The organism is Vibrio sp. ZF 223 (assembly GCF_003050585.1).
GTDB lineage: Bacteria > Pseudomonadota > Gammaproteobacteria > Enterobacterales > Vibrionaceae > Vibrio > Vibrio crassostreae.
This window is the reverse complement of record NZ_PIGB01000010.1, coordinates 17781-32320: the sequence shown is the minus strand read 5'-3', so window position 1 is coordinate 32320 and position 14540 is coordinate 17781. Positions and strand designations below refer to the sequence as shown.

At 45.3% G+C, this 14540-nt stretch carries 11 protein-coding genes; 3 read left to right on the top strand and 8 right to left on the bottom strand.

The genetic code is table 11. The features are described from left to right. Positions 1–190: 190 nt before the first annotated feature. From nhaA to CWO13_RS17765, 5 genes are all read right to left on the bottom strand, one after another. Positions 191–1354, bottom strand: coding sequence for a Na+/H+ antiporter NhaA (gene nhaA / locus CWO13_RS17785; RefSeq protein WP_048664785.1), 1164 nt, complete (start codon positions 1352–1354; stop codon positions 191–193). A gap of 275 nt (positions 1355–1629) precedes the next feature. Continuing rightward, complete coding sequence (locus CWO13_RS17780) at positions 1630–2778, bottom strand: lipocalin-like domain-containing protein (protein WP_108083309.1); 1149 nt, start codon at positions 2776–2778, stop codon at positions 1630–1632. Beyond that, on the bottom strand, positions 2768–5221 hold the full coding sequence (locus tag CWO13_RS17775; protein WP_108083308.1) for an ABC transporter permease: 2454 nt from the start codon (positions 5219–5221) through the stop codon (positions 2768–2770). The genes CWO13_RS17780 and CWO13_RS17775 overlap by 11 nt, the downstream gene beginning before the upstream one ends. Continuing rightward, complete coding sequence (locus CWO13_RS17770) at positions 5202–5873, bottom strand: ABC transporter ATP-binding protein (protein WP_017060385.1); 672 nt, start codon at positions 5871–5873, stop codon at positions 5202–5204. The genes CWO13_RS17775 and CWO13_RS17770 overlap by 20 nt, the downstream gene beginning before the upstream one ends. A 122-nt stretch (positions 5874–5995) precedes the next feature. After that, positions 5996–7369 (bottom strand): MATE family efflux transporter, encoded by a 1374-nt coding sequence (locus tag CWO13_RS17765; RefSeq protein WP_102432760.1) that lies wholly within the window; start codon positions 7367–7369, stop codon positions 5996–5998. 96 nt (positions 7370–7465) lie between these two features. Between CWO13_RS17765 and CWO13_RS17760 the strand changes: the two genes are divergently transcribed. Further along, complete coding sequence (locus CWO13_RS17760; protein ID WP_108083307.1) at positions 7466–8926, top strand: DUF2867 domain-containing protein; 1461 nt, start codon at positions 7466–7468, stop codon at positions 8924–8926. Between the two features lie 386 nt (positions 8927–9312). Here the strand turns inward: CWO13_RS17760 and CWO13_RS17755 are convergent, their stop codons facing one another. The 3 genes from CWO13_RS17755 to rsuA form a co-directional block, all read right to left on the bottom strand. Further along, complete coding sequence (locus CWO13_RS17755; protein ID WP_010441495.1) at positions 9313–9972, bottom strand: DUF2913 family protein; 660 nt, start codon at positions 9970–9972, stop codon at positions 9313–9315. Continuing rightward, complete coding sequence (locus CWO13_RS17750) at positions 9972–11189, bottom strand: Bcr/CflA family multidrug efflux MFS transporter (RefSeq protein ID WP_108083306.1); 1218 nt, start codon at positions 11187–11189, stop codon at positions 9972–9974. The genes CWO13_RS17755 and CWO13_RS17750 overlap by 1 nt, the downstream gene beginning before the upstream one ends. A 176-nt stretch (positions 11190–11365) precedes the next feature. Further along, entirely contained in the window at positions 11366–12061 is a 696-nt protein-coding gene (gene rsuA / locus CWO13_RS17745) for a 16S rRNA pseudouridine(516) synthase RsuA (protein WP_017060380.1), read from the bottom strand. Between the two features lie 97 nt (positions 12062–12158). Between rsuA and CWO13_RS17740 the strand changes: the two genes are divergently transcribed. Together CWO13_RS17740 and CWO13_RS17735 are read left to right on the top strand one after the other, a co-directional pair. Further along, complete coding sequence (locus tag CWO13_RS17740) at positions 12159–13901, top strand: DEAD/DEAH box helicase (protein WP_108083305.1); 1743 nt, start codon at positions 12159–12161, stop codon at positions 13899–13901. A 180-nt stretch (positions 13902–14081) separates the two neighbouring features. Next, a complete protein-coding gene (locus CWO13_RS17735) occupies positions 14082–14480 on the top strand; it encodes a PepSY domain-containing protein (RefSeq protein WP_048658387.1) in 399 nt (132 codons plus the stop codon). The last annotated feature ends 60 nt before the right edge of the window (positions 14481–14540 follow it).

Below are 14540 nucleotides of genomic sequence, written 5' to 3'. Positions count from 1 at the left end.
GTGACATTGTCACTGAAAGTGTAACGTGGGTTATCTTACAAAGACTGCTTAGCGACAAGATCAATAAAGCCGTGATAGGGTTGCCTATCACGGCTTTTTGTTCTTTGTAACCACTGAATCTCGGAAATGACTCAGTGGCTCTTCTTGCTACACAGGAATCTGCTCGATCGTTAACCGAACCAATTACTGGTTATAGTTTTACTTCTTGGTGCTTAGTTTTCGGTAGAGAAATACTTAGCAGGAAGTAACCTAAGATAGCTGCTGTCGTAGATCCCATCAGGATGCCTAATCGAGCTAGCGTATCAAAGTCTGCATTCGTTGGACCAAATGCCAATGAAGAGATAAAGATAGACATCGTAAAGCCAATACCACACAACACAGATACCGCGAAGATGTTCATGAAGTTCACACCTTCAGGAAGCTTAGCTACGCCCGTTTTCACAGCACCCCAGCTGAATAGGAATATACCCAGTGGCTTACCAACCAATAGACCCATAGCAATACCAAGCGGTAGCATGCCTGTAAGATTTGAAATTGAGATGCCTTCTAGTGAGATGCCTGCGTTTGCAAATGCGAAGATTGGCAAAATTGCAAAAGCTACATATGGGTGCAAAGCATGCTCTAGGTGTTTCAGCGGAGAATGTTCTCCCTTATTGCCTTTTAGTGGGATAGCAAAACCAATTACTACACCAGCTAATGTTGCGTGAACACCAGATTTCAATACAGCGAACCACAGGATCGCACCAACAATTAAGTACACACTCAGCTTAGTTACATGCTTGTTATTTAGCATGAACAACACACCAGTCGCGATGAAGCCAACCGTCAGTGCAAGCGTTGATAGGTCACCTGAGTAGAACAGTGCAATGATAACAACAACACCTAGGTCATCGATAATTGCCAATGCTAGTAAGAATACCTTCAGGCTTACCGGTACACGGTTACCAAGAAGAGCCATGATACCCAGTGCGAATGCGATATCTGTTGCAGCCGGGATAGCCCAACCTTGAAGCGCTTCAGGGTTACTTGAGTTAAATAGCACGTAAATAAGTGCAGGAGCTAACATACCACCCACAGCTGCGATAGCTGGGAAAATTGCTGTCTCTTTAGACTTTAATGCGCCTTCCAAAAGTTCGCGCTTAACTTCTAAGCCGATTAGAAGGAAGAAGACAGCCATTAAGCCATCGTTAATCCAGTGAGACACAGACATACCAAGAACGTAACTGTGAAGTACACCTTGGTACATTTCGTTCAGTGGTGAGTTTGCTACAAACATTGCGATCGCCGCAGCGATTACTAGGATGATGCCGCCAGCAGATTCCATTTTAAAGAAGTCACGGATGACGTCGGTCATGATTTCGCCCTTATATTTATTATTTAAATAAACGAATAACAAAGAATAACCACGAGTTTATATCCAAGTCTAATTGATAGATAATCACTTCTTCGGATGTTTAACTTCGGTTTTTCCTACAAATACTAAACAATACGTCGTATATTCCATAATGTTGTTCTGCGCCATGAATTAAGTATAGATGAGATCATCGAACCTGTATGCACAATTCATTGGGGTTGGATAAAAGTCGCAGACATAAAAAAAGGCTATCAAATGATAGCCTTAGGTGTTTTTTAGTAGCCAGTTAATTGCATAAAGCCTGTCGCTTCACGGCTCCCGCTCGCCATAATCGGCCCTTCCCAATATGGTATGACAAAAGGAAGCCACATATCCCTGCGTATAATACGCGTCGTGAGGTTGATATCATGCTTAGGGACATTAATGATCCACTGCAGAGGCATCCGTCTTCTATTCATCAACGTTGTATTTTGCAATGGTTGAATTGAAATATCGGATTCCGTCAATTGGTAAACTTTGCCAGAGCGCGTTGCTAATGTACCAAATACGTAAGGCAACTGTTGGTTATGACGATAACGGTTAATACTCAACGCAGTGCCGTCATCGAGATTAAACACAAACCAATCCCAACCTTGTTGACCCACTCCAAGTAAGCCACTACCCCACTCTTTATGTACCCACGCAGTTCCTTCCACTTCCTTGGTAACGCCGTCTAAGTTCAACACACCACTCAAAGATAAAAATGGAGCGCTGAAGTTATAAGACGCGACAGGTAATAAGTCGTGTTTTTTCTGATAGCCATTATCGCCGTTGAGTACATATGGCCCTTTTGCAATAGTGTCGAGCTCAAGTCCAAAAGTGTCAGTTTGCACTTGAAGACGGCCTGGAAATGGTGTGTTGCCGAGTGCACGCCAGTTCCAGTTATCAATCCAAAGTCTGAATGGACGGTTAGTCATTCCCGCTTGGCCAATGCCGCCACGAGCCATGCGCTGTTCTTTCCATACTTTGGACTTAGAAGAGACCACTACATTTGAGATATAGACTTGAGGGCTTTGCCACCCAGGAGTTTCACGTTCGTCCGTTGCAATACGGAAAAAGCTCCACTGTACCGAATAGTCTTTGCCATCATCGCCTTTTAAAGACGCAAAATAATGCCACCACTCATGTTGAAACTCTGGGTGGAACTTAAAATCTTGTGGTAGCGAAACATTGCGGTCTGGTAACACTGGCTCAAACACATTGAAATGTTCACTAACCAATACCGAGTTAACTTCATTCTCGCCCTTTTCACCAGGATCGATGAAATAGGAGTAATAGCCCCAAACACTTAAAAAGATACTGAAGAAACTGATTAATAGAAGAGAAGACAGGATTCGATGTCTTAACTTAGTTGAGCTATTCCGTAAAAACATACTAAAGCGCATCCCTCAGTGACTTCATCGGAGTGTTCCGAATCATTCTCATCACTGGTAAAGCACCAGCGAGCATCAATGCTGCCATGGCCCACGCAAATGTCTGCAAATAATCCCAAGGAATCACTTGTAACTCGAGTGACCACCCAAAAGACTGCTTTATCACGATATCAACAATTAAGCTCGCTAGCGCCAAGCCAAGCGGAATCGCAATCAAGGAAGAAATAAGCCCAAATACAAACAGCTGCAAGCTACCTGTCAGAATCAACTCTTTCGCCGAGACACCCAAACAGCGCTGCAAGGATATATGTCTTTGTCGAGACACTTCACCCGCTACGGTAGCAAAGAAGATACCGAAGACTGCAATAACCAAGGTGATGTTGCCTAATGTATCTGCAATCGCGAACGTTCTATCGAACACACGCATCGCTTGACTGTGAATATTGTTGTTATCGAATACACGCTCAGAGCCAAGCCTGAATACGCTTTCTAATCGGCTGCGAAGGCCTACCGAATTAACATCATCTTTGAGTATTACGCCAAGGCCTACATTACCCCGCCCTGCAAACCCATACAGCCAGTTTCGATGTGACATCATGACTTGATGGTAAGGGTTACCATAATCGTAATAAACTCCAACAACCTGCCAACCAGAGCCGAGGCTATCATAGAGGTCAATGTAGTCGCCAGGGCGAATCCCCAACTTGAGAGACATCGATTCGCTGATCAACACACCTTTAGAGTGGTGTAAGTGGTACCAGTAATTCGGAATACCTAATTTGATTGTCAGCGCTTCTAGTTCGCCTTCAGAAGGACCCGTACTGACAACCTGAATACTGCCGACTGGGGAAGCAACATCTTTCTCCCAACGCCACCAAACCGAATCTACTTCAGGTTGATCTGACAGCCAGTTACTCATACGAGCAGCGGCATTATTGGTTGGGTAGATATAAAGATCCGCAGCCAGGCGCTGTGTTAACCATTTATCAGTAGTATCTCTAAAGCTACCCACCATGGTTTCTACACCAATATTGGCTGTTAAGGCCAACATAAAGGCCATCGTCGCCACGCCACGGTAGCTCATACTTGAAGCTGCATCAGCAAAGAACCAACGAGCACGAACCCAACGTAATGAATAAGATAAGCTGTTAAATAACTTCCACATCAAGAACGGTGTAAACAAAGCCACACTAATTAGCATCAGTGCGATAATCGCAAAACCCGTTTCTTGAGTCTGAGGGGCTTGATACACAGCGACAGCTGCAACCAAGAAGCCACAGCCAATCAAAGCTTGCCAAGTAAACTCAGTACCCGCAAAACGCATCAAAGACAATCGAGAGGTCAAACGAATCGGTTGTGATCTAAGCAAACGAACCAATGGCCAAGCACACGCTAAGAACGCTCCAAGTAACGCCATCAATAAGCTGTAGCCGCTCCAGCGCCAGTTCCAATCGATAGTTAAACCAACGTTGGCATCGTATAAATCACCTAAGCTTGAAGATACCGCAGGTAACAATTGGTTGGCTAACATGACACCAAAAACATTTCCGCAGATCCAGCTCAGTCCTACCAATAGCAGCAGCTCTAAGCAAAGCGCTTTAGCCAATTGCCAGCCCGACACACCTGTTTGTCTTAAGATACCGACTAACGGTTGACGCTGAATAAACGACAGCGACATCGCTTGATAGAAAATGAATAAACCAACCACAAACGACAGCATACCCATCGCTTTAAGATTTAAGTGAAAAGCGCTGGTCAGCGACTCTAGCTCCGCTTTAGAGCTACGGGTGATCGTCAACCCATTCGGCAACATATTTTTTAGGCGTTCAAATTTCTCAGTGGACATGTCTGAGCATGCAATCACTGAAAGTCCTGCACTACGTTTAAGCATGCGGAGCAAGGAGATATCTGCTATTAACCTTGTTCCATTAATCAGGTTGTTTTGATCGACAACCACGGGACCAAGCTCAGAGCCATCCATAAGGTGGATATAGTCACCGTTTTTCCACTCCATGTGTTCGGCGAGATCGTCGCTCACAAGGATCGGATATGGCGGTTTCATTAGATTTAACGTATTGAGATCTTTTAACGCAACGCCCGGCTGCAGTTGAAGCATAGAGACTGGATCTATGCCAATCAGCATGAAATTTGAACCATTTTCATCAGTGATACGGTGGTGATCAAAAGGAGAACACTGCTGAAAGCCTTCACGTCGAAGATGGATATAAAAGCCTTGCGGAATTTTATTGGCGTTGTGTTTTGGTCGAATACGGTAAGGAAGAGGATTCGAAAAGAGTTTTTCGCCATGTGCATAGCTTTGCTTGGCGTGTTGGTTAATGGCAGTAACACCAACCAAAAGTGATACGCCTAGGGTTAAACCAAGCCATACCAAGATAATCTGAAGTGGGTAACGTCGATAATGACCGAGTAGTGCCTTAACTACGGGCCATAACATGCAGTTGCCCTCCTTGTAGGCGGATCCTGCCATCCATATGCAGCGCTACTTTCTCACTGTGTGTTACCAACAGTAATGTACATTCTAATTGGCGAGCCAAAGAGGTCAGCAAACGCATTACCGCTTCAGCGTTGCGCTCATCTAAGCTACCTGTTGGCTCATCGGCCAGTAAGATTTTGGGTTCCATATACAGCGCACGAGCAATTGCCGCACGTTGTTGCTGACCACCAGACGCCTCTTCAGGATAACGACCAAGCAAAGGCATCAGATCTAAAGCAGAAAGGATCTGTCGCCAGAGCCCCTTGTCTTCGGGTAAGCCTTTTAATTGGCGGCAAAAACGAATGTTATCGGCAATGTTCAATGTCGGCAGTAAGTTGAACTGCTGAAAGATATGGCCGATGTTGTTTCTGCGATAAGCGGTGCGGTCACGCTCGGTAGAGTCGTGCATATTGAAGTGAGGGAAAGCAATTTCACCTGAATCAGCTAGGTCTAACCCCGCAATAAGGTTCAGTAAAGTACTTTTACCTGAACCACTTTCTCCCATTAATGCTAGCTGGTCACCTTGGTTTAATGTTAATTCAGCACCTTGCAAAACAGGGTGAAACTCCCCCCCATCGACATAGCCTTTACATAGGTCTGACAGCTTTAACATTAAACAGCTCACATTAGTTAGAATTTGGAAGGAGAATCTACACTAATTCCCTGTTAGGAGGAAGTATTTTGAAAGATAGATCACACACCAACGATAAAGTGATGTGATTGGTGCGTCCTACTTCAACTTCCTATCAAGTTTTTAATCCATTTTCTTGTTTTCATGCGATAGAGCGACCCGCCCCACTTAATCACTTCTTCAGTAAGGAACAGTAGGTAAACCCACTCAGGTGGAAGCTTAAAGTAAATAGCGGCGATGGCTGCCAAAGGAATACCTATCACCCACTGAGCAATCAAGTCTTGATAGAGACAAAACTTCACGTCACCACCCGCTCTGAGTACACCAACTATCACTGTCATTGGAATAGAGCGGATGACAATACCCACACTCAGAATCAAAATAAACTTCTCTGAAAGCGCTCGGGTCTCTTCGGTCAGTGCGCTAAAGGCATTCAATATTGGCGTTTGTATAAAGTAGAGGAAAATTGCCACCACAATACTGGTAAAGAAGCACAAAATCGTTAAGCCTAGCGCTTGGTAGTAAACCGCTTCATTGTTCTTCGCACCGAGTTGGTTGCCCACCAAAACCGCGGCAGCATTCGACATGCCAATCAACAAACTCAACGAGATAGACTCAACTGGCGTCATCACCGAAAGCGCAGCTAAACCTTGAACGCCTGATTGCCCCATAATGGCGTGATAAGCGAATAAGCCCCCCGCCCAAGCCAAGAAGTTAAACGTTGTCGGCAGAGACAATTTCAAGAAGCGAACGACTTTCTCCACCGTTGCCGCAGCTTTGATATCACAAAGTTTGAAGGCTAATAAATGTTTAGAGAAATAGAGGTAACCAAACAAGGTCGCCACTTCAATTGCGCCACTCAGTACGGTCGCAATCGCCGCACCTTTGATGCCAAGAGCCGGAAATCCTAAGTTACCGAAAATCAGCACCCAGTTTAAGAACACGTTAGACAGGATACCAATACCACTGAAGAAGGTACTCAATCCAGGTTTGTGTATCGCTCTTAGGCCAACGGCCATACTGCTGACACACGATACGGCTAACATGCTAAATGAGGTGATAACGATGTATTCAACGCCCAAGCTGATGACTTCTTGAGAGTCAGTCGTCACGCCCATGATTTGTGCCGGGAAAGAGACAAAGAACACGATGGTCAACAGCGCAAACAACGTCGAAACCAGCCAGGTTAGTGCAGTGCTTTCTCTCACGCCTTGTCTGTTGCCCGCTCCCCAATATTGAGCAGTAAGAAGAGCGCCGCCGGTGGTGACACCCACCAGCATAATGGTCGTCACGAACATCGCACGACTCGCCACACCCACAGCCGCAATGTCTGCTTCTCCAAGCTGACCTAGCATCAACACATCCACTAAGCCTCGACTCGAGAACATGATGCTCTGCAAGGTGATTGGCAAAGCTATGGCAATCAACCTGCGAACAAAATCACCGCGTGTGTGATGAATAATTGAAGAGAGCAACATAGAGAGACCTAAACGGAACGTATTGATGAATAAAGATAAATATCGCGCTATTATATCAATGTTCGGTTTTTAACCACAGATATAAATGGAGTAGTAATGAAGAAAGTACTGGTTTTAGGCGCTTCTGGATACGTAGGCTCACAACTCCTCCCTCTCCTGCTTGAGCAAGGCTATCAAGTCACGGCAGCAGCAAGGCATATCGACTATTTAAAGGCACGGACCGAGCCTCACGAAAACTTATCACTTGAGTATCTTGATTTGGCCGATCAAGCTGCGACACAAGCCTTAGTCCCCGATTTTGATCTTATCTTCTTCCTTGTCCATGGAATGGCAGAAGGCCACGACTTTATTGATTACGAGTTAAACCTAGCTCGCAACTTTGTCTCTGCACTTGGCCCTAAAAACCAGCACGTTATCTATCTAAGCTCGTTGCAGCCTCAAACTGGTAACTCAGAGCACCTTCAAGCGAGAAAGAAAACCGGTGAACTACTTCGTAAAGGGCCGGTACCGATAACCGAACTTCAAGCAGGCGTGATCATAGGCCCAGGCTCTGCGGCATTCGAGATCATGCGAGACTTTGTGTACAACTTGCCGATTATGATTGCGCCAAAGTGGGTCGATTCTAAAGCAAACCCTATCGCATTGCAGAACCTGAACCACTATCTGCTGAAGCTAGCACAAGACACGCCTATAGAAAGCCAAATCTTCGAAGTTGGTGGGCCGGATATTGTCTCTTATCGAAACCAATTTGCTCATATTGCCAAAACGGCCGATCGTCCACTCCGGCTGTGGGCTACATCACTGCTCACCCCCAAGATTGCTTCATATTGGCTAGGCTTAGTGACATCTGTACCGTCCAACATAGGCAGAGCACTGCTTGCTGGCTTAAAGCATGACTTTATTGCCAGTTCGACCACTATCAGAGAAAAGTACCCTCAGAGGCTTATCTCGTTCGAGAATATGGTTGAGCAAGCTATTCATTCTGAAGGAAACTTCGTAAAGAGTAATGTGTGGGGCTTCGATAAAACTGCCTTCAAACGCTGGCAAGCGGGATACGGTTATTACCCGAAGAAAACAGGCGCAAGCATCATGTCTACTGCCTCACTAGAGTCTCTTTGGCAAGTAGCTCAACAGATAGGAAGCCCGAAGCAAGGTTACTTCTTCGCTAACGCTTTATGGCGCACACGCGAATGGTTGGACCTTCTTTTCGGCGGCGGCGTACCTGTGCGACAAATGCCTGAAGGCCCCAAGCTAAAAGTGGGCGACAAAATCGATTCATGGAAAGTGATTCGCTGTGAAGAGAACCAATTCTTATCGCTACTGTTTGGCATGAAAGGTCCAGGCTTAGGACGACTGGAAATTACCGTTTCTGACAACGGCGATTCTCGTGAACTGAACATATCAGCTTGGTGGCACCCAAAAGGCTTTCTAGGTCTACTCTATTGGTTCGCAATGATGCCTGCTCACCTGTTTATCTTTAAAGGCATGGTGAAGGCGATTGAGAAGCAGGCTAAAGAGCAGATACGAGATTCGAGTGGCGAGATGCGAAAAGATTAAAAGCAGATACGGGATTCGAGTAGCGGGATGCCAAAAGACTAAAAGCAGATACGGGATTCGAGTGTCGAGATGAGAAAAGACTAAAAGCAGATTCGGGATTCGAGTGGCGGGATGCCAAAAGACTAAAAGCAGATTCGGGATTCGAGTGGCGGGATGCGAAAAGATTAAAAGCAGATACGGGATTCGAGTAGCGGGATGCCAAAAGACTAAAAGCAGATTCGGGATTCGAGTGGCGGGATGCCAAAAGACTAAAAGCAGATACGAGATTCGAGTGTCAAGATGCGAAAAGACTTAACAGAAAATTTGCGACACGCGCTATGAGAGGCAAAAAAAAGAGCGGATAATTCCGCTCTTCGTATCTCTCATCTCGTATCCCGAATCCGCTACTAGCCAATAACGCTAATCGGGATCTCAGCCAGTTGGTTGCCTTGGTTAGCAGGGTAAACGATGTATTCACCGTGATACTTCACTGCAGACTTATAGTCCGTCACTTTGTGAAGCATGAAGCCTGCTTCCATCGCTGCTTGAATAAACTCAGCGTGGTTGCCACGAACAAACCAGTTCATTGGCTTAACCATTAACTCACCATCGAAAGAGTCGTCACACTGTTTGCCACACAAGGCAAAAGAGTGCTCACCATCGGTGAAGAACTGAATCTTGCCGCCAGTCGTTAGCTCGTCTTCACTCGATACGCTCCAACCCATCTCGTACATTTTGTCCATGAACGCTTCAACATCACTGTCTTTTAGCGCTTTAGGCTCTTCGCCTTCAGGGAAAAAACGTCCGTAGAACGCAGAAATACGTTTAAAGGTAAAAGTTAAATCAGAGTTGTTGCCTTTTGAGCGACCCTGCTTCTGCCAACGAACTAAGTCAGGCACAATCACGCGATCATACGCTTGAGATTTAATCGCTTTTGTTACCCAGCGAACAAGGTAAAGATTGTTCGCGATAGGTGCGTCAATGGCTTTGCCAGACTTATGTAGAGCATATAGCTCGCCTAACGCATCGTTCACTAACTTCTGAATTTCAATATAGTATTTTGACATTATGCCTTCTTTCCTAATGTCCAATATAGTAATGCTGACAGTACTGCACACGCAGCCATTACCATAGCCATAGACCCTGCACTGTCACTTGGTAGCATCGCAACGATCGCACCAACGACAGAACCAGTACCAAATCTTAATGTTCCTGCAAGCGATGAAGCCGTTCCTGCCATGTTCGGATAACCACTCAACAGCAGCCCCATAGAATTACTGCCAATAGTAGAAATGGTCCCAATAAATAGCATCACAAACGGCACAATTCCCCAAAGCCCGAGATCCAATGCCCAACCGACAAGTAAACCTACGCCAGCCAGTAATTGGATGACCAGCGCTGCCCTCAACATTGTATGAGAACCGACCTTCTTAACGATTCGACCATTGATTGTCGTCATCAGAATCATCGCAACAATGTTCAGACCAAATAGGTAACCAAACAGGTCAGGACGTACGCCATAGACATCAATGTAGACAAAAGAGCCTGCTGTTAAGAATGCGAACATCCCAGAGAACGAGAACGCACCAGAGAAAATCAGCCCCATAGCGGTCGGGTTTCTACATAAACGAGCGTAATTACGAATCGTGGTTTTAAAGCGCAATGGTTGACGATTGTCGACAGGCAGTGTCTCAGGAATTTTGACTATCACCGCGAGAATCACAATCACTGCAAAAATCGCCAATACCCAAAAAATTGAACGCCAACCGAACCACAACGTTAAATAACCACCAATCATAGGCGCGATAAGCGGTGCAACCGTCATTACTAAGGTAACGAACGACATGGTTCTTGCGAAATCTTCACGGTCAAACATGTCACGTACAACAGCTTGAATTATTACCGCTGCCGCTGCACCTGCGAAGCCTTGAGCGGTACGAACTAGTGTTAGTGCTTCAATACCATGAGTAGTGGCACTCACAACAGACGCGATCGCAAAGAAGAATACACCAATCAATAGAACAGGCTTGCGACCATAACTGTCGGCTAACGGACCATGTAACAACTGACCGAGTGCAAAACCTGCGGTATACGCTGTAAGTGTGATCTGCACTTCACCCGCTGTCACGCCAAGATCTTTGGCGATCGTTGGCATAGCGGGCAGGTACATATCAATGGCGAGTGGTGTCAGTGCACCAATCGCACCCAGAACCAAAAATAGCATCCAACCTAACTGAGGAGTTTGTGGTTGTGAGCTTGGTGTCTGTTGGGTAGATGTTTGCATAACTCTCCGACTAAGTACTAGGTTCTATGTGAGCACGAGCATCCACACAGTGATACACGAATACGCACAGTGATACACAAACATGCGTACAGCAATAATGGCTGAAACTGTCCTAGTACCAGTCAAAATAATCAGCCGACGCTATCCTTGGTCGGCTACATCTTCGATAGAAAGGGTTACTTCCAGATCGAGTCGACTTCTTCTTGTGTTAGGTAACGGTATTCACCTAACTCTAAAGATTCGTCCATCTCAATTTCGCCAATACGTTCACGATGCAGTGCTTCTACTTTGTTACCAAGTGCTGCAAACATACGTTTAACTTGGTGGTATTTGCCTTCGTGAATCGTTAGCAGCACTTCACGCTCTGCACGAACTTCTAGGTGTGCAGGAAGTGTTAGGCCATCTTCGCTCTTAAGCTGGATGCCCTCTTTGAATTTCTCAACGTAATCGTCTTCAACAGGTTCAACCAACCACACACGGTACGTCTTCTCGCACTTGTGCTTTGGCGAAGTGATACGGTGAGACCACTTACCATCGTCGGTAATCAACACAAGACCTGTTGTATCAATATCTAAACGGCCAGCAAAGTGCAGCTTGTCCATTTTGATTTCATCGAGTAGTTCAAACGCGATACGATTTGCGCCATCTTCATGCGAGCAAACAAAGCCTTCTGGCTTATAAAGCATGATGTAACGTGGGCCATGAACATTCAATTCATTGCCTTGCCATTCCACGACACACTCTTCAGTTACCTTGAGTGAACCGCTTTTTTGAATGACATCATTTACTGTCACTGCCTTGGATTTTAATAAGTGTGTTGCTTCTCTTCGAGTGACGCCTAATGCATCGCACAGAAATTTATCTAAACGCATGAATACCTCAACTAATCTAAGTCGGGTATTATAGTCACCTTTGCTCAATTAGTTGAGCTATTTCACACTATTTGTTTTCCTTCTTACAAGACGCGATATGTATACACTCCGCCCGTACCAAGCTGATTCTGTAAAATCAGTGATTCATTACTTCAGAAAACACCAAACTCCGGCTGTGCTCGTGCTTCCGACTGGTGCAGGAAAAAGCCTTGTAATTGCAGAGTTGGCAAGGCTTGCGAAAGGTCGAGTGTTGGTACTTGCTCACGTAAAAGAGTTGGTTGAACAGAACCATGAAAAGTATGAAGGCTACGGACTGAAAGGCTCGATTTTCTCTGCGGGTTTAGGCCGTAAAGAGACAGACCAACAAGTGGTCTTCGCATCCGTTCAATCTGTGGTTCGAAATCTCGATTCATTCTCTAACCAATTTTCACTGTTGGTGATCGATGAATGTCACCGTGTTCCCGATGAAAAGACCAGTAGCTACCAGAAAGTCATCACTCACTTGCGCGAGAATAATTCGGGTATCAAGGTGCTTGGCCTAACCGCGACCCCTTATCGTCTTGGTATGGGTTGGCTTTACCAGTATCACACCCGCGGCCAAGTACGATCTGAAGAAGCCAGGTTTTTCAGAGATTGTATTTTCGAACTGCCGATTCGTTACCTACTCGACGAAGGTTTCTTAACTCCTGCGCGCATGATAGATGCGCCCGTATTGAGCTACGACTTTTCACAGTTAAAGCCAGCGAGCACTGGTCGCTACAAAGAAGCAGAGCTTGATATGGTGATCGAGCAGTCGAAACGCGCGACCCCGCAGATTGTCGACCAGATAATTGAACTGGCCCAAGACAAACTAGGCATCATGGTATTTGCCGCCACAGTTCGACACGCGCAAGAGATTCTCGGCTTATTACCAGAAGGTGAAGCATCGATTGTGATTGGCGATACGCCAACACTCGAACGTGACCAAATCATCAATGATTTCAAAGAACGTAAAATCAAATTCTTGGTCAACGTATCGGTATTAACCACAGGCTTTGATGCGCCACATGTCGATTTAATCGCAATTTTACGCCCTACCGAATCCATCAGTTTGTATCAACAAATCGTCGGCCGTGGCTTACGCCTATCCCCAGGTAAGAAAGAGTGTCTGGTGCTCGACTATGCGGGTAATAGTTACGACCTTTACCAACCTGAGGTCGGCGATCCAAAACCAGATTCAGACAGTGAAATCATCACCATCCCTTGCCCGGCGTGCGGCTTCAATAATAACTTTTGGGGCAAACTAGACAGCAATGGCTTCTTGCTTGAGCACTTTGGTCGTAAATGCCAAGGCTACTTTACCGATGAAGACACGGGCGAACGCGAACACTGTAACTATCGTTTCCGAGCGAAATACTGCGGTGAATGCGGCGCTGACAACGACATTGCCGCACGCATTTGTCATGAGTGTGATGCAACTTTAGTCGACCCAGACAAAAAGCTTAAGGAAGCGTTAAACCTAAAAGATGCGTTGGTGTTTGAGTGTTTAGAAATGGACTTGAACGTACTTAAGGACGACAAAGGTAAATCACAACTTAAAGTCACCTATCGCGGTGAAAACCAAGCGCAAGTGCATGAGTTTTGGTCATTAACCACCAAGAAACAGAAACAGAACTTCAAAGACCAGTTTGTTCGCCCTCACCTAGCAGACAGACATCGCCCTTTTGAAGAAGCATCACCATCGAAAGTGGTTGCTCACCAACATAGGTTCCGCCCACCTCAGTTCGTGATTGCACGTAAAGTCGGACGCTTTTGGAAAATGAGAGACAAGATATTCGAAGACGAATTACAGCAGCGTTAAGGTTAAGAATAAAGGTAAGTATTACGTTCTTAACACTCGGCGGTTAGTGTTATGTATTAAAGCCTTCGCCATTTAATCGCTAAGTTTTTCGGTATCAAATTCTCATTATTAATCAGGTTCACTTTCTGTTCAGAATTACTTTTTTATACTGAACGCTATCAACCTTCTCTAGGATTCGCTATGTTTAGTAAAGCTATGATTTCTTTGTTTTCTATAAGCTTAGGCTTATTTGTTTCTACTGGCGCATGGGCAGACTCACATCATAATGGTCATGAATTAGTGCAGGACGTTCATAAAGCAGGAACCAGCATCGAATTTGAAGAAGATCAAGACGAAGTCTATGAAGCCGTACGAGAAGGCTACATTCGCCCTTTCTCAGAAATGTATGCCGCGGTTGAAAACGATCTTCATGGCAGAATCATAAAAGTAGAACTAGAAGAAGATGACGACATTTGGGTGTATGAACTAAAAATCAATTACCAAAACAACATCATCAAAGTCGAATACAACGCTGAGACGTTAGAAATGCTTATGATCAAAGGCCGCAACTTTAAAGACGCAATTAAACACGGCGACTAATTAAGTACGACGAATAGTTAAGCACGACGAACAGTCATTACAATAATTAAGAAGAACAAT